We start from the raw sequence: 19146 nt of genomic DNA, 5'->3' as shown, positions 1-19146 counted from the left end.
TACTCCCTCTAAGAGAGCGATCGCATCACGTAGTCAAAATATGCGGATACTTCTAAAGCATCTTCTTCGCTCATAAGCGATAGTGCTTCTTCTTTCAAACAGCGCATACATTCAACTATGTTTCTGAGCGGAATTTCGAGGTTGTTGTACATCTCTTTGATGCCAATCGTGCCGATTTCTTCTAGAGGCTTTTCGCTACCTGCTAATATAGAATAGGCGATCAGACGAATATACCAACCTTGATCGCGCTGGCAAGAAGCTGTTTTGCGCTCGTTACCGCTATTGCTAGGAGTATTGGGCACTCGTTCCCAAAATCTCGCGCTACCATTTTGAACGATTCTTTGCTCGTTTTCTGCTAATATTTTGGCGATCCGAATTCTCTGTTCGCCTGTTTTAACAAAATTTTGATAGACCTGAATTTCTTTTGGTGCAGGATAGCGAGATTCACTGTCGGCATTCAGAATTAATTCGGTAACAATGCTCATTGTTTTCTCCTAAAAATTGCTAAGTCATTTTGTCAAGTTGGTTTGAGTAAAATTGGCAAGCCAATCGGAAAGTCAAAAGACTTGCCAATAAATAGCCAGAGGATAGCTAAATGAGTGCTTAACTTGCGATCGCCTGTGGTGTAACTTCACCAATTGTTGGCGCTTTGAACGCTACTGGAACGACATTGCCACAAGCAAGATCGAGAGGGAAGTTATGAGCATTGCGTTCGTGCATGACTTCAAACCCTAGATTTGCCCGATTCAATACATCAGCCCAGGTAGGTAACACGCGACCTTGCGAGTCGAGGACTGAGTTATTGAAGTTAAACCCGTTCAGATTAAATGCCATCGTACTGATACCCAATGCCGTAGCCCAAATACAGACCACGGGCCAAGCTGCTAAAAAGAAGTGCAACGAGCGACTGTTGTTGAAGCTGGCATACTGGAAAATCAGGCGACCGAAATAACCGTGGGCGGCGACGATATTGTAAGTCTCCGATTCTTGTCCGAACTTGTAGCCGTAGTTCTGCGATTCGCTCTCGCTGGTTTCGCGAATTAAGCTGGATGTCACCAACGAACCATGCATGGCGCAGAACAACGAACCTCCCAACACTCCTGCGACTCCCAACATATGGAAGGGATGCATCAGAATATTGTGTTCGGCTTGGAAGACAAACATGAAATTGAAAGTACCGCTGATGCCCATTGGCAGACCATCAGAGAAGCTACCTTGTCCGATGGGATAAACCAAGAACACCGATGATGTGGCAGCAACGGGAGCGGTATAAGCAACTGCAATCCAAGGACGCATCCCCAAACGATAGGACAACTCCCATTCGCGCCCTGCATAACAACACAGAGCTGGAATGTAGTGAAAACCTATCATCTGATAGGGTCCACCATTGTAAAGCCACTCATCCATCGATGCTGCTTCCCAAATAGGGTAAAAGTGCAAGCCAATGGCATTAGACATCGGCACTACGGCTCCAGTAATGATGTTATTGCCGTAGAGTAAAGAACCTGCTACTGGTTCGCGGATACCATCGATATCTACAGGCGGTGCTGCGATAAAAGCGATGGTAAAGACGCAAATGGAGACTCCTAAAAGGGGAATCATCAGCACGCCAAACCAGCCGATATATAACCGATTTTCCGTGCTAGTCACCCAATTACAGAACCTTTCCCACGCAGGGACGCGGTTTAATTGACGCTGTAAAACTGTAGTCATATGTCAGTTATCAGTTATCAGTTATTACGGGAGCAGGGAGCAGGGGAGAAGAGAGCTGAGGGAGCTTATGATGCTGAGGGAGCTGAGGGAGAAAAAATACCACGCACCACGCACCACTCTTTACAAGTCAGTAGGGAACTGGTGCAACTGGCGATCGCGTGCCATATCTATGCCTAGATTTGCCAGCGAGATCGCGTCTGCCCATGTATTTACCGTTCTGCCTTGGCTCTCGATGTGGGTCGGCTCGAAGTTCAACTTTTCAAAGTTGAATGCTGCAATGTCAACCCCTAAAGCCGCAGACCAGATTCCTGCTACTGGAAAAGCTGCTAGGAAAAAATGCAATCGGCGCGAATTAGGAAAGCTAGTTCCCCGCCAAATTAACCGCCACAAGTACAGTTGAGCTGCCCTAAAACTGTAGGTCGGGCGCTTTTGACCGAGCTTGTATCCGGCATTGGTCGATTCGCTCAATTCATCGATGCGATCGCCATCCGTACGGATCAAGGTAGAAGTCACTAGGGAACCGTGCATAGCGCATAAGAAAGCACCACCCAAAACTCCGATGACTCCCAAGACGTGAAAAGGACTCATGAGAATGTTATGGTCTGCTTGAAACCGCAACATGAAGTTGAAAGTTCCAGAAATTCCCAGTGGCATTCCTGCTGAGAAGCTACCTTGTCCGACTGGATAGACTAAGAAGACCGAAATTGAAGCCGCAACGGGTGCAGTAAATGCTAAAGAAATCCAAGGTCGCATTCCCAAGCGATAGCTCAATTCCCATTCGCGATCTTGATAGCAAATAATGCCGATCAAGAAATGCAGCACGATCAGTTGATAAGGTCCACCGTTGTAGAGCCACTCATCTAAAGAGGCTGCTTCCCAAAGTGGATAAAAATGCAGTCCGATCGCCGCTGATGTTGGTACGACAGCAGCCGTAATAATATTATTGCCGTCTAGTAGAGAGCCGGTAATCGGCGAACTCATACCGTCCATATCTACTGCTGGTGCGGCAATAATGGCAACGATAAACACGCTGGCTGCTGTCAGCATACAGGGAATCATTAGTACTCCAAACCAGCCGATATATAGCCGATTTTCAGTACTAGTCACCCAATTACAAAAGCGATCCCAAATACTAGTGCTTTGGCGTTTTTTTAATTCATTAGTGACTGGGATCTGTTCAGTAGGATCGCCACGAGTTGGAGTCGCGATCGCACTGTCTGTCTTTGACACCATGAGAATAGATGTTTAATAAAGGGCGAGAAATTTCCCACCGCAACAGCGTTTTAATCCTGATGCGATGAGTTGACTTTTGATAGTCGAATCAAAGCAATCAAAGTAGGAGCAACAAAACTTGTTGGACGTTGATTGTATTTGAGAATAGGGAAAAAACCTGAAGAACCAATGAAGAAATGAAATTCGTTTACAAAAAGTAATATTTTTACCAAGAAAACGCTCGCGCGATCGCTTGCCTTGAAGTCGCGATCGCCCTTACTATCAGATACTTGCAACTCAATGTGCTTGTTAGCAGCAACTCCCAAAAAGTCTTTTGTTCCTCAATGAGCATTGACTCACTAAAAGTTAAAAATAGATTAAGAAACATTAATTTTACTTGCTATAAGCAGACTAAAATTAGAGATTTGTGAATAATATTTGTCAAATAAGAAACATCGTCTACTTATATCCACTAGTAAAAAAACTTACTCAAAAAATATATTGACACGGAGGCATTCACACTTAGCATTTTAATAGCTAAGATTCTAGGATATAGCTTGAGTAAACGTTCTAGCTAGAAGCTTTCTAGCAATTCGATCCCCGATCGCAGATTGAAATGTAACAAAAATAACATAACTGTCGCTTTGTAACTGCTGGCTTAGAAATTTGGATATTTCGTAAGAAGTATTGACTGCTAGTAATTCTTAGCTAGCTATAGGAATCCGGCTTGATTTTATGAACTTACTTGTGAAGATAAGGAAGAGGGAGAAGTCGTAAGTCATAAATCGTAAGTTCTAACATGCATCTCTCACTGACCAATTACCAATTACCAATTACCAACTCACTTATTTAATAGGTGATACAAAATGAGAATTTTACTCATAGAAGACGATGAATGTGTTGCTAAGGCTTTAAAAAATGTGCTTCAGCAGCAAAACTATGTCGTCGATACTGCAACTGATGGTCAGACTGGGTGGGATCTCATTCAAACTTTCACCTATGACTTAATTTTGCTAGATGTGATCCTGCCTAAGCTTGATGGTATTAAACTTTGCCAACGATTGCGCGATCGCAAATATCAAACCCCCGTGCTATTAATTACGGCGCAAGACTCTAGCGATCGCAAAGTGATGGGATTAGATGCAGGCGCAGATGATTATCTCGTCAAACCTTTCGATATGCCAGAATTACTGGCTCGAATTCGCGTACTGTTGCGACGACAAAGTAAACCAATTTTACAAGCTTTAGAGTGGGGAGACTTACGACTACAATGCGGGACGTGCGAGGTGACATATGGCGATCGCGTCTTGCATTTGACACCGAACGAATATCGTCTGCTAGAGCTTTTCCTGCGCCATCCTCAGCTCGTCTTAAGCCGTGGTGAGATTTTAGATCGAGTTTGGGCAGTTCCAGAAGCCCCTAAAGAAGACACGGTGACGGCTCATATTAAGGGTTTGCGACAGAAATTGAAACAAGTCGGCGCACCTGCCGATTTAATAGAAACAGTATACGGTCTGGGTTATCGCCTGAAACATCCCGCACCGACAACTAAAAAAACCAAACTGCGCGGCGCGTCTTTACCCCAAAGTCAGGACTCGATCCAGCAGCAGACAAAAGCAGCCTTGGCAGAAGTTTGGGAAAAACTCAAACATCAAAGTAGCGATCGCGTTGCCGTGTTAGAGCAAGCAACCATATCCTTACTCGACAACAAGCTCACAGAAGAATTGCGTCAAAAAGCGCGACAAGCAGCACACAAGTTAGCAGGAGCGTTGGGTATTTTCGGGTTTGCCAAAGGTTCGCGGTTGGCAAAACACATTGAGGATATCTGGCAAGCTGACGTAATTTTAGACCGTAGTGAGGCGCTACATGTATATGAAATGGTGATGGCATTAAAACGAGAAATTCAACGACCTAGCCTGAGCCAGCTCGATCGTCCCTTACCGCGCCAGCAATCGATTGTCATGCTAGCAATTGATGGCGATGCCGGACTAGCAGAGCAAATCGTCAAGTTGGCTGCAACCGCAGGGATGGGAGTAAAAATTGCGCCGAATATATCAGCAGCAAAAGCAGCGATCGCCCATTTAGAAAAGTTCAATCGCCTATCGCCAGCCGATGTAGTCATACTCAATCTTTCCCTTGCCAATACCACCGCCGCAGATTTAGCCATTCTTGCCGAACTGACAAACCGTACTCCACCAATTCCAGTCTTACTCTGTACCAGAGGCGATCGATTAAGCGATCGAATCGAGCTGTCTCGTTTGGGCGTTCACGCTTTTTTACGACAACCTTTCAACCCAGAGGAGGTGCTAGCAGCAGTTACGAGATTGCAACAAACTCGCTCTCATCCCACCAAAATTCTAGTTGTGGATGACGATCCAGAGATTCTGACGCTAATGCAAGCGTTATTAGAACCTTGGGGCATTCAGCTCAACACGTTGGAAGAACCATCGCGTTTTTGGGCAATTTTAGAAGAATTTGCCCCCGATATGCTCGTACTTGATGTAGAAATGCCTCAGTTTAACGGCATCGATCTGTGTCAAATCGTGCGTAACGAACCACGTTGGCATAAACTACCCGTCCTCTTTCTTACAGCTCACACTGACGATCGCACCATACAACAAGTCTTTACCGCAGGTGCAAACGATTGTTTGAGCAAGTCGATTTTAGGTACGGAACTCGTGACTCAGATTTTTAATCGCTTGGGGCAAATGCGATTAATGCAGAGCATTCAGTAGTAAGTCGTAAGTCGTAAGTAACTGATAACTGTAGTCAAATGCAAACAAATCGTTCCCTGTCAAGTTCCGCTTCAAGCGAAGAACAGATCGCTTCGCTGGAAGTGTTGCTACATCGGATGATGAATCGCATCCGTCAATCTTTGGAGTTGCCTGCGATTCTCTCAGGAACTGTTGCTGAAGTGCGTGCCTTTTTGGGAACCGATCGCGTGATGGTTTATCGGTTCGATTTAGATGGTAGTGGCGAAGTCGTAGCAGAATCAGTGCAGGAAGAACGTTTACCATCTTTACTGGGACAACACTTTCCTGCCGAAGATATTCCGCCCCTGGCGCGAGAGTTATTTTTGAAGGCGCGTCAGCGTTCGATTGTCGATGTGGCAGCACAGGAAATTGGCTCAAGTTCGTTGGATTGTCCGGTTACTGGAGTATCGCTTCCAGAAATTGACATCCGATTTCGCCCTGTCGATCCCTGTCATGTGGAGTATCTGACTTCGATGGGGGTGCAGTCTTCTCTAGTCGTGCCGATCTTACATCGCGATCGCCTGTGGGGGTTGTTAGTATCCCATCACAGTTTACCCCGACAAGTTACAGACCGAGAGTTGCAGGTGGTGCAGTTGGTAGCAGATCAATTATCAATTGCGATCGCCCAAAGTACCTTGCTCAAACAAACTCGCCTCCAAGCCCAACAAGAAGCCACGATTAACCGCGTGGCTAAATTATTGCATTCCATGACCGAGATGCAGTTACAGCAAGCGTTAGAGCTAACTATCTCGGCGCTAGGGGGAACGGGTGGCAGAGTTTATATTAGTCCTCAAAGACCAGGAACCGCAGCGCAGTTGTTGACTTGTGGCGAACAACCAATTTGGCAGTCTGAAGCGGGATGCCAGTTGTATCTGGAAGAATATTCGAGTTGGCGATCGTGGCTAGACGCACAAACAACTATTGATGACGATCGCTGTACTTGGGCGATCGCCGATTGGCACGGTTTAGAAATTCCTCCAGAATTGGCTTTAGCATGGTTTCCGGTACGAATTCGCGGTTTGTTAATCGTGCGCTTGCAGTACCGACAGCAAATTTTAGGTTATTTGAGCGTATTTCGACGGGAAATTGAGATTGAAACCCTATGGGCGCGACGACCCGACCGCGACGATCCGCGCCACTTACGCCCGATTCAATCTTTTGAAACTTGGCGAGAATTAAAACAAGGGCAAGCGCAAGCCTGGACGAGTGCGGAAATAGAACTAGTGCAAGCTTTAAGTAGCCATTTTGCTCTAGCAATTCAGCAATATGAACTTTATTTACAAGTTCATGCCCTCAACGCCGATTTATCTCGCGACATTCAAGAACGCAAGCAAGCAGAGATTAAAATTTGTGCTTTAAATGCCCAATTAGAGCAAAGAGTCGAGGAGCGAACCGCAGAACTACAACGTGCTAATGTCGATTTACTCAGAGAAATTAGCGTGCGCGAACAGGCGCAAGCTTCCTTAGAACGCCTCAGCCGCCAAAATGAATTAATTCTCAACTCGGCAGGCGAAGGAATTTACGGTTTAAACGCTCAAGGCAAAATTACTTTTGTCAATCCCGCTGCAGCAAGGATGTTGGGATACCGAGTTAGAGAGCTAATTGGATCTAATTGCGATCGCGATTTAGAAATTCATTCCAGTTACTTTTTACCAGAAACGCGCGATCGCTCCAACGCTAAATTTATCCATGCCATCCTCAACCACTCCAAACCGGACGGCACTCCTTACACTTGGGAAGACAGCCCGATTTACGCCACCCTCCAAACTGGAGCAGTACAATACATAACCAACGATATCTTTTATCGTCGCGACGGGTCAAAATTTCCAGTTGAATACGTTAGCACTCCAATTCGAGAACAGGGAAAGATTGTCGGTGCAGTTGTCATATTTAAAGACATTACCGAGCGCCAAATAGTCGAGCGAATGAAGGATGAGTTTGTCTCAGTCGTCAGCCACGAACTCCGAACTCCTCTCACTTCAATTCGTACTGCTTTGGGTTTGCTAGCGCGGGGTTTTCTGGAGACTCAACCAGCCAAACGGCAGCGGATGTTAGAAATTGCGTTTGACAATACCAACCGTTTAGTCCGGCTCATTAGCGACATCCTTGACATCGAACGGATCAATTCTGGCAAAGTCATCATGCACAAACAGCTTTGCGATGCATCTGAGTTGATCGTCCAATCGGCAGAAGTTATGCAAGCAATGGCTGAGAAAGCAGAAATTAATCTGTGCGTCACACCAGTATCAGCAAAGTTATGCGTAGATCCAGACCGGATCGTACAGACGTTGACTAACCTACTTAGTAATGCGATTAAATTTTCCTCCCCAGGATCTACAGTTTGGCTGAGTGCGGAATTAGGGAGCAGGGGGCAGGGAGCTGAGGGAGCTGAGGGGGACAAGGGGGACAAGGGGGACAAGGGGGACAAGGGAGAGAAGAGAGCTGAGGGAGCTGAGGGAGCTGAGGGAGAGAATAACACAAACACTACACCCCACACTACACCCCACACCCTACACCCTTTCCCGACTCCCGACTCCCAATTCCCGACTTCTTTCATCACATTCCAAGTCAAAGACACCGGACGCGGTATTCCTGCTGATAAACTCGAATCGATTTTTGAACGCTTTCAGCAAGTCGATGCTTCTAACTCCGGTCATCAAGGCGGGACTGGTTTAGGATTAGCAATTTGCCGTAGCATTGTACAGCAACACGGAGGACAAATCTGGGTCGAAAGTGTTTTAGGCGCAGGCAGTACTTTCTCCTTCACCCTACCCTTAGCGCAAAACAGTGACTAGTTATCAGTAGAGAGTGACTAATGACTAGTGGCTGGTGGCAAGAGTTGAGTCTAACGACTAACAACTATCAACCAATGACCAATGACCAATGACCAATGACCATGAAACGCATTTTAATCATTGATGACGAGCAGGATATTCGCGAAGCAACTCAAATTTGCCTGGAGATCTCAGGGGAATGGGAAGTGCTGACAGCTAGCTCTGGTGCAGAGGGATTGGTGACAGCTGCATCCGAACAGCCTGACGCGATTCTATTAGATGTGATGATGCCGGATATGGATGGATTAACCACATTCCAAGAGTTGCAAGCCCATCCTTTGACGCAAAGTATTCCTGTGATTTTACTCACTGCTAAAGCTCAACCTGCGGAACAGAGACAGTTTACACAAATTCAGGTAGCGGCAGTAATTACTAAGCCTTACGATCCTTTTACCTTGACTAATCAAATCGAGCAAGTTTTGATTGCTGCTAAGTCATGAAACATTTTGGTACTTAAATAAATAATTATTCATATTGTTTTCTATGAGTCGAATTACGTAGTTTGTAGAGTCTTATAACTATATCTTTTTGCTTATATATTATTGACTGTTTACATCCTTCATGAATTATTCATATTTTTCGTCTACGCTACAAGATGAAATGTAGTCATCTCGCCTTTTGTCAATGTTCTTTGTTACTAGCTATTAGTCACAGGAGTTACGCAGTTGAAATCTGAGATCTCGATCCTCCCTGGTTCCCCCCTTTTTAAGGGAGGACTTTAAGCCCCCGATTTGGCGGGGGTTTGGGGGATCGATTGCGTAAGTCCTGGTTCAATAGTGACGAACAAATGATAAATGATTCATGTACGGGCGGATTTTAAACCGAGATTTATTACTTTAGCGATCGATCTTTTGCTAAACCCAACTCTACGATGTACGGGCGGGTTTTGAACCGAGATCAATTGCCGCCAGGTGTAAATCTTTTGCTAAACCCGCCCCTACGGTAACTGATAACTGATAACTGATAATTGTGGTTAATCGTGCATCTCGCCGTGTTTTACTGATTGAGAATGAGAATGCGATTCGAGAACTAGCTCAGCTTTGTTTAGAAATCGCTGCTGGCTGGGAAGTTCTAGTTGCTGATTCACGTTGCGAAATTATTGTCTTAGCCCAGACAAGACAAGTCGATGCGATTTTATTAGACTTGGATGCCTGCACTACCAAGTATAGCGATCGCTCAGTAGAAGTTGCAGCAGAGCTAACACCCGTTCGCGACTGGTCAACAATTTTACAACAACTACAGCAAAATCCCGTGACTCAGAATATTCCCGTGATTTTATTAACTAATACCATACACTCTTATCAGTTACCACAATCGCTTGATTTAGGTGTAATTGTGGCGATCGCTAAACCATTCGATTTATTAGCTTTGGCTAACCAAGTCGCGATCGCCCTGAACTGGAACTAGTGTCAGAAAGCACTCGTCAAATTTACAATTTCTTCAAACTGGAAATTATCGACTAAATGCGCGATCGACTGGGCTAAAGATGCATGTGATGGAGGAATTTGGGCGATTAATTGATGTAATAACTTAGCATTAACGCAAATTGCCGCTTGGCGCAATTGTTCGATCCATTCAACAGGCATGACTTGTAAGGATGAAGCATGAAGATTGCGGGTTGAATCGATCGCTTTTCTCCCTTCTTCCTCCTTGTAAATATACTGCACGCCAAGATATTCAGTCATTTTCTCAAATAGGACTTCGGCACGGAAGGGCTTGCGGATAAAGTCATCGCAGCCAGTAGCAACGGCAATTTGGCGTTCTTCCTCAAAAGCACTACCAGTTAAGACAATGATAATGGGAGCATCTGGGGCTGATTTGATTTGTTTGGTGGCTGCGTATCCATCCATGACAGGCATTCGCAGATCCATCCAGATTAGGTGCGGTTGCCAACTTTGCCAAATTGCGATCGCCTCTCGTCCATTCTCTGCTTCTCGCACGTCAAACCCTACAGGCTGGAGTAGTTCTAATAACAACTGTCGATTGCTGGGCTTATCCTCCACAATCAAAATCCGATATGCAGGCTGTCCCGCAGCTAACCCGATAACTTGTCTGGAGGTTGTTGGTGATGGAATGACATCGGCTGCGATATTCTCTGCTTGAATATAAAACTCAAAGCAACTTCCCTCACCCAAACGGCTTTCCACCGTAATATTTCCACCCATCAATTGCACGAATTTACGACTAATCGGCAATCCCAACCCCGTTCCCTCCTGAGAACTAATACCCGCTTCCGCTTGCACGAACGGATCGAAAAGGCGATCGACTTCTGCTGGAGCGATTCCGACTCCAGTGTCTGTGACTGAAAAAGTGAGTAGTGAGAATGAGTGGCTAGTGGCTAGTGGCTGGTGACTAGAATTGCTTCCTTGTCTCCCTTGTCCCCCTTGTCCCCCTTGTCCCCCCTGCTCCCTGCTTCCGACTCCCGACTCCCGACTCCCCAAACTAACGCGCAGAGTTACACTTCCAGCCTGAGTAAATTTAATCGCGTTGCCAATTAGATTGACTAAAACCTGACGCAGTTTACTTTCGTCGGTGCGAATGCATTCAGGTAGATCGGGCGATCGCTCGACGATAAATTCTAACCCTTTGGATGTGGCTCTCAATTGAAACATTTGTTGCAGTCCATCCAGTAAATGATGCAGGTTGAAATCTTGCTCGTTGAGCGTAATTCTGTCTGCTTCAATTTTGGACATTTCCAGCACGTCGTTAATTAAGGCGAGGAGGTGTTCCCCACTGCGACTAATCGTATCGAGATATTCCTGTTGTTTGGGATCGAGTTGGTTGCTGCGAGTCAGGAGTTGCGTAAAGCCTAAAATTACGCTTAAGGGAGTGCGTAATTCGTGACTCATGTGGGAGAGAAACTGAGTTTTGGCATCATTTGCGACTTCTGCGGCTTCTTTTGCCTGCGCTAGGGCGGCTTCAGCAGCTTTGCGATCGCTAATATCGGCGATCGCGCCTTCCAAACATCCTTCTACAACGTTTAACCGTGCCGAAAATAACCCCCAGAATGTCGTTCCGTCTTGTCGGCGAACTTGCTGCTCGAAGTTATTAATTTCGCCCTGCTGTTGCACGATCTCTAAAATAGACTGTCGTTGGCTAAGATCGACGTAAAAATCAGTAGTACGCTTGTGTCCGACGATTTCTGCTGGCGATTCATGCCCTAACATATTTGCACATCGCTGGTTGGCAGCCAAAATTAAGCCATCTTCTAGCCGCACGCGAAAAATGCCGAACAGGGAGTTCTCAAAAATTGCCCGTAATTTTACTTCGCTTTGTTGTACGGCGATTGCAGAGGTGCGGAGTTTCCAAATAATTGAAGTGGCAATTCCAATGACTAGTAATGTAGAGAGTAAATAAAGTGCCAGTCGATTCAGACTTGCAGTATCGAGTGCTTGTTGATAGGCGTTGTAGTAAGTTTGGGCAATGTCTTCACCGCGATCGCCAGTCGGTAGCGACAATATGTGATTTACTAAGCGATCTCCTTGGGGACGGCGCGTTAAGATGATTCGCGCATGGGCGATCGCTCGTTCTACATCCGCACGTTGAGCTATAGGGCGAGATACAGCAAGAATTTGAGAAATTGTACCTTCAATCTGTGGTTTTAATTCTTGGCTGGTGGTGAGGTTGAATAACAGTACGTCCTGCAATAATTTATTCAGAAGAGCTGCTAAAGTTGGATCGATCGTCTGATTCTGGAGCAAACTATTGACAGAAACAGGGAAATATGATTCAGAATTACGCAAAATAGCTATTTGAGACTTAAACTGTTCGATCTGGCTTTCCTTGTCCTGATAGAGTTGAATATGTAGTTTAATAGCGCGATCGATTGACTGTCGTTCGCCTGCATCCATAAACGCCGGAATTTGTTGTAAATCTGCTTGAGTTCGTTTCAGTTTTGCCAATTCATGTACGATTGGATCGTAGTACGGCAGCAATCCCAACCGTGCTTGTAAGACATTTTGATTTATCCGCGCATCGAGTTCTTGAATTCGTAGTAAATTACTAATGTAGCGATTGTGTCGATTGGGATCGATCGCCTGTGACTTCATCCACAGCAGCAGAAATAAGATAACTGCACCTGTTGGCAACAAATAGCCACTCAGGATAGAAACGAACTTTTTCAAATGCAGTGGACGCATATCAATTACCAATTACCGATCGCCAGATTTTAATTCAGAATGCTCTCCCGTGAGAGTGCGGAGGAACTGAACGATTAACTGGGTATCTTTAGCAGAAAGCGATCGCCCCAGTTGATACTTTGCCATAATGTTAATTGCCTGCTCTAATGTCCGAGCGGAACCATCGTGAAAATAGGGTGCTGTTAAGGCAACATTGCGGAGGCTGGGGACGCGAAAGACAAACATATCCGCCTCATCTTGAGTGACGTTATAGCGCCCTAAATCTACTTTCGCAATCTTACCGCGATCGCGAAAATAGTCGCCCATAATGCCAAACTTTTGAAACAAATTGCCTCCCACATTCATTCCTTGATGGCAACTGACGCAACCGTAAGCTTGGAATAGTCGATAACCTTCTTTTTCGGTAGCATTAATCGCAGATTTATCGCCGCGTAAGTAGCGATCGAAGCGCGAATTGGGAGTGTATAGCGATCGCAAATAAGTGGCGATCGCACTGACAACATTTGTTGCTGTCAAACCATCAGGATAATTTTGGTTAAATGCCCGTACGTACTCTGGAACCTGTTGCAACTTTGGCAGCAAAACTTGCCATTCAATTCCCATTGCTGTTGGATTTTGAATCACGGCTGTGGTGAAGTCTTCCAACGTGGCAAATTTACCATTCCAATTCAAGTAAGCATTAAATGCTGAATTATATACAGTCGGGGTGTTAACGTTACCTATCGCACCATTCACGCCAATTGAAAAAGCCTTGCGATCTGCCCCTCCGCGATTGAGAGCGTGACAACTGAGGCAAGAAATTTTATTATCTGAGGAGAGTCGCCGATCGTGAAACAGTTGCTCGCCCAATGCTACCTTACCTCGATCCAAGGAAATCTGGAGTGGAATTGGTTGAATCGGTTCATCCACTTGTACGGTTTCTATGCGTTCAAACACAGCTTCTCTCATTGGTTGAGGCGTTTGGATGCGTTGCCACCAAATGGCTACCAATATTGCCAAAATTACCAATGCAACGAGATATATCCTGCGAAGAACTTGCTTGGTCATCAATAAGAAGTTTTTGTTAAGTTGCCAATTTATCTACTTTTGTCATTTGTCATTTGTCATTTGTCATTAGTAAATACAAATGACTAGTGACCAATAACGAATGACAACCATTACACAAGATCTCACGAATCCAGTCGGATTACTCTATATAATTATCAGACGAGTCAATTATTTTTATGCAGCATGAGAAAAATGGAGATATTCTGATCGTCGATGACAAGCCGGACAACCTACGGCTATTATCTGCTATGTTGAGCGATCGCGGCTATGAAATACGCGCAGTCATGAGCGGAGCGGCAGCTTTAATGGGAGCGCAGGCACAGCCACCAGACTTAATATTATTAGATATTAATATGCCGGAAATGAACGGGTATGAAGTTTGTCAGCGCCTCAAAGCAAATCATCTGACTCAAAATATTCCCATCATTTTTATCAGTGCGTTAAACGAAGTTTTGGATAAAGTCAAAGCCTTTACATTTGGTGGAGTCGATTACATCACCAAACCATTTCAAGAAGAGGAAGTCTTCGCCCGCATTGAAACGCAGCTATCTTTACGTCGGATGCAAGTGGCATTACAAACCCAAAACGATCGCTTGCAGCAAGCAGAAGCCGATCTCCGCCGCGCCTTGGAACAGGAACGGACATTAAACCAGCGGATCGAAGAAATGACTGCAATAGAAGAACGCCATCGCATCGCCCGTGACATTCACGACTCTCTGGGACATATTTTAGTCGGACTCAACATTCAAATGGAAACCGCGCTAACGCTTTGGCAAACAGCACCCGATCGCGCTTTTGAGTTTCTGGGCGAAGCAAAAAAACTAGGCACTGAGGCATTAAACGCCGTTCGCCGCTCGGTAACAGATATTAGGTCAGATCCGCTGCAAGGTCAATTATTAGATCGGGCGATCGCTGGCTTAATTCAAGAGTTTCATCATACAACAGGCATCGCCCCTGAGTGTCAGCTCGATCTCTCCCTACCCTTTTCCAACTCAGTCAATACTGTCGTGTATCGAATTGTGCAAGAAGGATTGACAAATATTTGCAAATATGCAAAAGCTACATCTGTTCAGTTACAAATTCAAACCACGCCCACCGAGCTATCACTGAAGCTGCAAGATAATGGTGGCGGCTTTTGTGTGGATGAAAACCAGAATGGCTTTGGATTGCAGGGAATGCGCGAACGAGTGCTAGCGGTTGGAGGACAGTTAGAAATTACCAGCGCACCTGGCAAAGGATGTAGAATTACAGCCAGATTTCCTAGAAATGAGGGAGTCGTGTAGGGGCGGGTTTTTAGAGCATACTTTTAGTAAAACAAAGAGTTCTGCGGATAAACCCGCCCGTACCGGAGTCGGGAGTAGAGATCGAGAGTAGTGCCTGGTGCGTGGTGAGTAGCAAAAATACAAATTACCAATTACCAATTACCAATTACCAATTACCAATTAAAATGATCCGGGTGCTACTGGTTGAAGATCAAGAGATTGTCCGACGCGGCTTGAAAACCTTGCTGGAAATTAAACCTGACTTGCAAGTAGTGGGAGAAGCTAGTAACGGACAGCAAGCAATTGACGCAGTCAGATCGCTATACGCCAAATCCGATCCACCAGATATTGTCCTCATGGATATTCGGATGCCAGTTATGGATGGCGTGACGGCGACTCAACAAATGTGCCAGGAATTTACCAATATTAAAGTTTTAGTTCTAACTACATTTGACGATGCCAATTATGTATCGGAAGCTCTACGCTTTGGTGCGAAGGGATATTTATTGAAAGATACTCCTGCGGAGGAGCTAGCAGAAGCCATCCGCAGCGTTCATAAAGGATATACTCAATTTGGTCCTGGCATTATCGAAAAAATTGCTCCCACGACACCCTCCTCAGCACCAACTCCACCCCCAGAAGAACCGCCACCAGGATTTACAGAACTAACGCAACGCGAACGACAGGTGTTACGCCAAATCGCCGCAGGTGCTAGCAATCGAGAAATCGCTCAGACGCTTTTTCTTTCTGAAGGGACAGTCAGAAATCATATTTCTCGAATTTTGACGCGCTTGGATTTACGCGATCGCACCCAAGCCGCGATTATTGCCAATGCATTTCTCTCCTGGCTGAAAGAGTAGGGGCTAGGAACTGCTACCGCTAGGGCAAAATGAGAGGACAAGGGAGACAAGGGAGACAAGGGGGCGAAGTGAGAGTCGCGGAGCGATCGGGAGCGCAAGGTTGCTGAGGGAGAAAAAACACGTACCACGCACCACGCACCACGCATCACGCACCACTTTCTAACCAACAACTACCAACTACCAACTACCACTGCTATGACAAATGTAATGGTCAGGAAATGACATTTATTCGATGCGATCGCACCCTTGCTGCTCGTAGATTAGAACCATTGCGACAGTATGACAAGGAGCAAGCATAGGAGGTAGTCGGAGGATGTCCAAAATTACAATGGTACAACTAACACAGACATGGCGATCGCAATTAGCTGAAGACTACCCGCAAGCCAGTGTAGCCAACAGGGAAAGTATTGTTCGGTGGTTGCTTGGCGATGACTTAGAACGATTTGACAACCTGACTTCAGCTCAACTACACATGACTCAACAAGGATTGTCATTTCGCTATCGAATTCTGCAAAAGCGTTATTTAGGCATACCACCAGAACGAGCTTATCGTCACCTCATCAGTCGTTTGAGTAGTTTATTGGTACTGCGGCACAAAATTCGCGCTTTAGTCGCCCTCAGCCGCGATCGCCACCGCACTGTGGTAGATGTCATTCAAGAAGTCTTGCAGGAATTATTGCTGCGCGATCGCTACATTCAACAACAAGTAGCCTGGATTGCCCAGTGTACTCACAATTCCCAACTCCGTAGTGTTTTACTATTCGCCAGTATAGAAGAATATTCCATGCGTCCGATCCGCGGTCGACCGCTGTTAGTCTATCGGACGATTGACTATTTACAGCGTACGGTACGGGGCGGAATCACTTACTCACCTAACAGCGAGCAATTACAACTCGTGTCAGACGAATTTTTCACGGAGGAAAGCGACAATTCTTTCAGCTGGCTGGATAGCCATGCCTTAGTTGCATATCAAGAAGCTGAAACCGAGGCAGAACAAAAAGCGATGCACGATGCTGTCAAACAAGAATTGTCCGATTATTTGCAGGTAAAACTGGGGATGAAAGCAGTACAGTGGTTGCAGCTTTATCTCCAAGGTAAATCGCAGCAGGCGATCGCCAACCAATTAAATTTGGACGTGCGGCAAGTTTACCGACTGCGGGAAAAAGTCTGCTACCATGCAGGACGAACTTTTGCCCAGAAAAAACAACCAGAACTCGTAGCTAACTGGCTGAAAGCAAAAGTTGCCGAACACCAAAGTTGAAGACTTCTAGCCGCTCGGGATGGCTTATACCATTTCTTTAAAACTACGCCACAGAAGATCCCCCAACCCACGCCACTTTGCTCAACGGAGGACACCTCCGCACGCAAGTGGCTCCCCTTATCAAGGGGGGCTAGGGGGGATCGAATCTAGTGCAATAATAAACAGAATTGGTATTACTCATTTTCTTTTCGCCGTTGCGGATCTTTTACTCAAGAGTGCTTGCACATCATCACATAACATCAGTTTTTTTAACTTTTGACCGAATAGGGATAAGGGAGCAGGGAGCAGTAGTATACAAAAAAACTTCAGCGTAACGCATCACTCTCAGTGGCATTGTCAACTTAACAGGAAAAATTCAAAATTAAGCACGACGATTCCTGAGTGATGGTAATCGCTCAATTGACGCAGCCGAAAAACGTCTAGTAGAGCCAGACACAGTAGCTGATGATTTCGGCGCTTAATCACTCACGGGAGTACATGGACAAGCAGTCGCAAACCGAGTGGAACCAGTACGATTATTTTACATTGCGGTTAAGTTGACAATACCTTGGCAACAGTGTCAGACAGGCAGATAGTTTGTAATTCTTTGTGCGATCGAGACAACCGCAGAACCGAGCGCGTCCCGAGCAGTTTCTAACGTTTAACTATTAAGCTCAGTAAATGATTCTCTAAACAGTCATTTGCTTGCTTCCAACTCCAATTTTCTAGTACGTATTTTCTAGCTCGTTCGCCCATTTTTTCTACTATATCAGGATTATCTAAAAGAGAAGAGATAGCTTTACCAATCAGAATTGGATCGTCACCATTAATTAAAAAACCATTAATTCCATCTTTGATACTTTCTCTAACTCCTCCTTCAGCGATCGCCACAACCGGAGTTTCACAAGCATTTGCTTCAAGAGGCGCAAAACCAAATGGTTCTAAAAAAGGAGTATAAATCATAACTGAAGCTTGGCTCAAAAGTTTGACGATCTCATCATCAACGATCCGCACCTTGGGTATGAAGTTAACTTCTAAAGTTCTAGCAAGCTGTGCAATTTTCTGCTGATAACTATTGACAGAAAAATTTCCGATCCAGATTAAATCTGGTCTTTTTTCTTTCTGTATTGTGCCGATAGCGCGAACTGCACGCTCAAGTCCTTTGCCAGAATAAATACTTCCAAGACCAACGACAATATTCTTTCGAGGAACTTGTGATGGCTTAAAGAGTTCGGTATCAATTCCTAAATAACAAACTTTAGCATCTAATCCATAAGCTCTTAAAACACTTTCTCGGCTAAAAAGGGAATTAACTAAAACTACATCGAACGCTCGCGCATTCTGTAATTCTTCTCGAACTTGAAGTCTATACCCTTGTACCTGAATCAGATTTTTGAGAAATGCTGAGACATAACTACTCGACCACCAAGCCTTTGCCGGAGGTGGTATAGCTGCCCAAGGCAAGCTTGGCATCGCTTCGTATAGCTCCCGATTAGGTTCTTGAAGATAAATAGCTGTTGGTACTTTGACATATCGACCAATTGCAGTCGTGCGAAAAAAAGTACAGGCATTGGCGAAAAGTACATCGAAGCCACCACAGTTAATTTCAGCAGCACATTGTTGACAATGTGCATCCATCGCTTGGATGCTATTCAACGCATGAAAATAAGGTGAAAATGGCTGTTTTATAAACTTACTCCTTCTTTTCATAGGTGACTGAGCAAGTGGTACTATATTTTCTTTGATTAATTCATTTAAAGGAAGATAGGATTGGTCTGCCGTTGGAGGACACCAAGATTCTAAAGTGTGACCGCGCTCCAATAAGCCTTTTACGTGATAATATAAGGCTCTCTTTCCACCACCACTTGGTAAGTTATGCCAGATAGCAATTTTCATATACAATTACGCTTTTTCAACATGTTCCTTCAATAGTCAAATTTTGTCATTCTAGAAAAGTTCAGTAATATTTCTATCTAGAGCTATTGCAGAAATGTTGAATCCTGAGACAAATCTTCATATAATTTTTGATACTTCTCTGTGAAAAGAGAATCGGTCAACATTTCACGATCTTCTCCATCCAATGAAC

General features: G+C 45.1%; 14 protein-coding genes. 8 read left to right on the top strand and 6 right to left on the bottom strand.

The window, feature by feature from the left end; all coding sequences use genetic code 11:
* Positions 1–8: 8 nt before the first annotated feature.
* Both apcD and psbA read right to left on the bottom strand, forming a co-directional pair.
* Positions 9–485 (bottom strand): allophycocyanin subunit alpha-B, encoded by a 477-nt coding sequence (gene apcD / locus H6G17_RS02710; RefSeq protein ID WP_192153923.1) that lies wholly within the window; start codon positions 483–485, stop codon positions 9–11.
* 118 nt (positions 486–603) lie between these two features.
* On the bottom strand, positions 604–1713 hold the full coding sequence (gene psbA, locus H6G17_RS02705; RefSeq protein WP_192153921.1) for a photosystem II q(b) protein: 1110 nt from the start codon (positions 1711–1713) through the stop codon (positions 604–606).
* Here psbA and H6G17_RS02700 point away from each other — a divergent pair, their 5' ends adjacent.
* A complete protein-coding gene (locus tag H6G17_RS02700; RefSeq protein ID WP_192153919.1) occupies positions 1714–1890 on the top strand; it encodes a hypothetical protein in 177 nt (58 codons plus the stop codon).
* Here the strand turns inward: H6G17_RS02700 and H6G17_RS02695 are convergent.
* Entirely contained in the window at positions 1834–2946 is a 1113-nt protein-coding gene (locus H6G17_RS02695) for a photosystem II q(b) protein (protein WP_192153917.1), read from the bottom strand. The two genes, H6G17_RS02700 and H6G17_RS02695, sit on opposite strands and share 57 nt — an antisense overlap.
* Positions 2947–3791: 845 nt before the next feature.
* Between H6G17_RS02695 and H6G17_RS02690 the strand changes: the two genes are divergently transcribed.
* The 4 genes from H6G17_RS02690 (at position 3792) to H6G17_RS02675 (ending at position 9919) form a co-directional block, all read left to right on the top strand.
* Positions 3792–5660 carry a response regulator gene (locus H6G17_RS02690; protein WP_192153915.1) on the top strand — a complete coding sequence of 623 codons (1869 nt, stop codon included), beginning with the start codon at positions 3792–3794 and terminating at the stop codon, positions 5658–5660.
* Between the two features lie 38 nt (positions 5661–5698).
* On the top strand, positions 5699–8473 hold the full coding sequence (locus tag H6G17_RS02685) for an ATP-binding protein (RefSeq protein WP_192153913.1): 2775 nt from the start codon (positions 5699–5701) through the stop codon (positions 8471–8473).
* A gap of 95 nt (positions 8474–8568) precedes the next feature.
* Complete coding sequence (locus H6G17_RS02680; protein ID WP_192153911.1) at positions 8569–8952, top strand: response regulator; 384 nt, start codon at positions 8569–8571, stop codon at positions 8950–8952.
* A 529-nt stretch (positions 8953–9481) separates the two neighbouring features.
* Positions 9482–9919: a response regulator gene (locus tag H6G17_RS02675; RefSeq protein ID WP_192153909.1), complete on the top strand. Its 438-nt coding sequence runs from the start codon at positions 9482–9484 to the stop codon at positions 9917–9919.
* 2 nt (positions 9920–9921) lie between these two features.
* Here H6G17_RS02675 and H6G17_RS02670 read toward each other — a convergent pair whose 3' ends face one another.
* On the bottom strand, positions 9922–12651 hold the full coding sequence (locus tag H6G17_RS02670; RefSeq protein ID WP_199316396.1) for a DAHL domain-containing protein: 2730 nt from the start codon (positions 12649–12651) through the stop codon (positions 9922–9924).
* A 12-nt stretch (positions 12652–12663) separates the two neighbouring features.
* Entirely contained in the window at positions 12664–13698 is a 1035-nt protein-coding gene (locus H6G17_RS02665; RefSeq protein ID WP_192153907.1) for a cytochrome c peroxidase, read from the bottom strand.
* 176 nt (positions 13699–13874) lie between these two features.
* Here H6G17_RS02665 and H6G17_RS02660 point away from each other — a divergent pair, with 176 nt between their 5' ends.
* The 3 genes from H6G17_RS02660 to H6G17_RS02650 all read left to right on the top strand — a co-directional run bounded on the left by H6G17_RS02660 (position 13875) and on the right by H6G17_RS02650 (position 17081).
* On the top strand, positions 13875–14981 hold the full coding sequence (locus H6G17_RS02660; protein ID WP_192153905.1) for a response regulator: 1107 nt from the start codon (positions 13875–13877) through the stop codon (positions 14979–14981).
* 164 nt (positions 14982–15145) lie between these two features.
* Entirely contained in the window at positions 15146–15820 is a 675-nt protein-coding gene (locus H6G17_RS02655; RefSeq protein WP_192154278.1) for a response regulator transcription factor, read from the top strand.
* A gap of 313 nt (positions 15821–16133) precedes the next feature.
* On the top strand, positions 16134–17081 hold the full coding sequence (locus H6G17_RS02650; protein ID WP_192153903.1) for a HetZ-related protein 2: 948 nt from the start codon (positions 16134–16136) through the stop codon (positions 17079–17081).
* Between the two features lie 633 nt (positions 17082–17714).
* On the opposite strand, the gene H6G17_RS02645 is transcribed toward H6G17_RS02650, so the two are convergent.
* On the bottom strand, positions 17715–18956 hold the full coding sequence (locus H6G17_RS02645) for a glycosyltransferase family 4 protein (RefSeq protein WP_192153900.1): 1242 nt from the start codon (positions 18954–18956) through the stop codon (positions 17715–17717).
* Positions 18957–19146: the final 190 nt, after the last annotated feature.

It is taken from the genome of Chroococcidiopsis sp. [FACHB-1243] (assembly GCF_014696895.1).
Classification (GTDB): Bacteria; Cyanobacteriota; Cyanobacteriia; order Cyanobacteriales; family Chroococcidiopsidaceae; genus Chroococcidiopsis.
This window is presented reverse-complemented; position numbering and strand designations above follow the sequence as displayed.

Excerpts from the sequence above, each read along its gene's own strand:
- H6G17_RS02645 (WP_192153900.1), bottom strand. The coding sequence starts at position 18,956 with ATGAAAATTGCTATCTGGCATAACTTACCAAGTGGTGGTGGAAAGAGA.
- psbA (WP_192153921.1), bottom strand. The coding sequence starts at position 1,713 with ATGACTACAGTTTTACAGCGTCAATTAAACCGCGTCCCTGCGTGGGAA.
- H6G17_RS02665 (WP_192153907.1), bottom strand. The coding sequence starts at position 13,698 with ATGACCAAGCAAGTTCTTCGCAGGATATATCTCGTTGCATTGGTAATT.
- H6G17_RS02660 (WP_192153905.1), top strand. The coding sequence starts at position 13,875 with ATGCAGCATGAGAAAAATGGAGATATTCTGATCGTCGATGACAAGCCG.
- apcD (WP_192153923.1), bottom strand. The coding sequence starts at position 485 with ATGAGCATTGTTACCGAATTAATTCTGAATGCCGACAGTGAATCTCGC.
- H6G17_RS02680 (WP_192153911.1), top strand. The coding sequence starts at position 8,569 with ATGACCATGAAACGCATTTTAATCATTGATGACGAGCAGGATATTCGC.
- H6G17_RS02685 (WP_192153913.1), top strand. The coding sequence starts at position 5,699 with ATGCAAACAAATCGTTCCCTGTCAAGTTCCGCTTCAAGCGAAGAACAG.
- H6G17_RS02650 (WP_192153903.1), top strand. The coding sequence starts at position 16,134 with ATGTCCAAAATTACAATGGTACAACTAACACAGACATGGCGATCGCAA.
- H6G17_RS02700 (WP_192153919.1), top strand. The coding sequence starts at position 1,714 with ATGTCAGTTATCAGTTATCAGTTATTACGGGAGCAGGGAGCAGGGGAG.
- H6G17_RS02655 (WP_192154278.1), top strand. The coding sequence starts at position 15,146 with ATGATCCGGGTGCTACTGGTTGAAGATCAAGAGATTGTCCGACGCGGC.
- H6G17_RS02670 (WP_199316396.1), bottom strand. The coding sequence starts at position 12,651 with ATGCGTCCACTGCATTTGAAAAAGTTCGTTTCTATCCTGAGTGGCTAT.
- H6G17_RS02695 (WP_192153917.1), bottom strand. The coding sequence starts at position 2,946 with ATGGTGTCAAAGACAGACAGTGCGATCGCGACTCCAACTCGTGGCGAT.
- H6G17_RS02690 (WP_192153915.1), top strand. The coding sequence starts at position 3,792 with ATGAGAATTTTACTCATAGAAGACGATGAATGTGTTGCTAAGGCTTTA.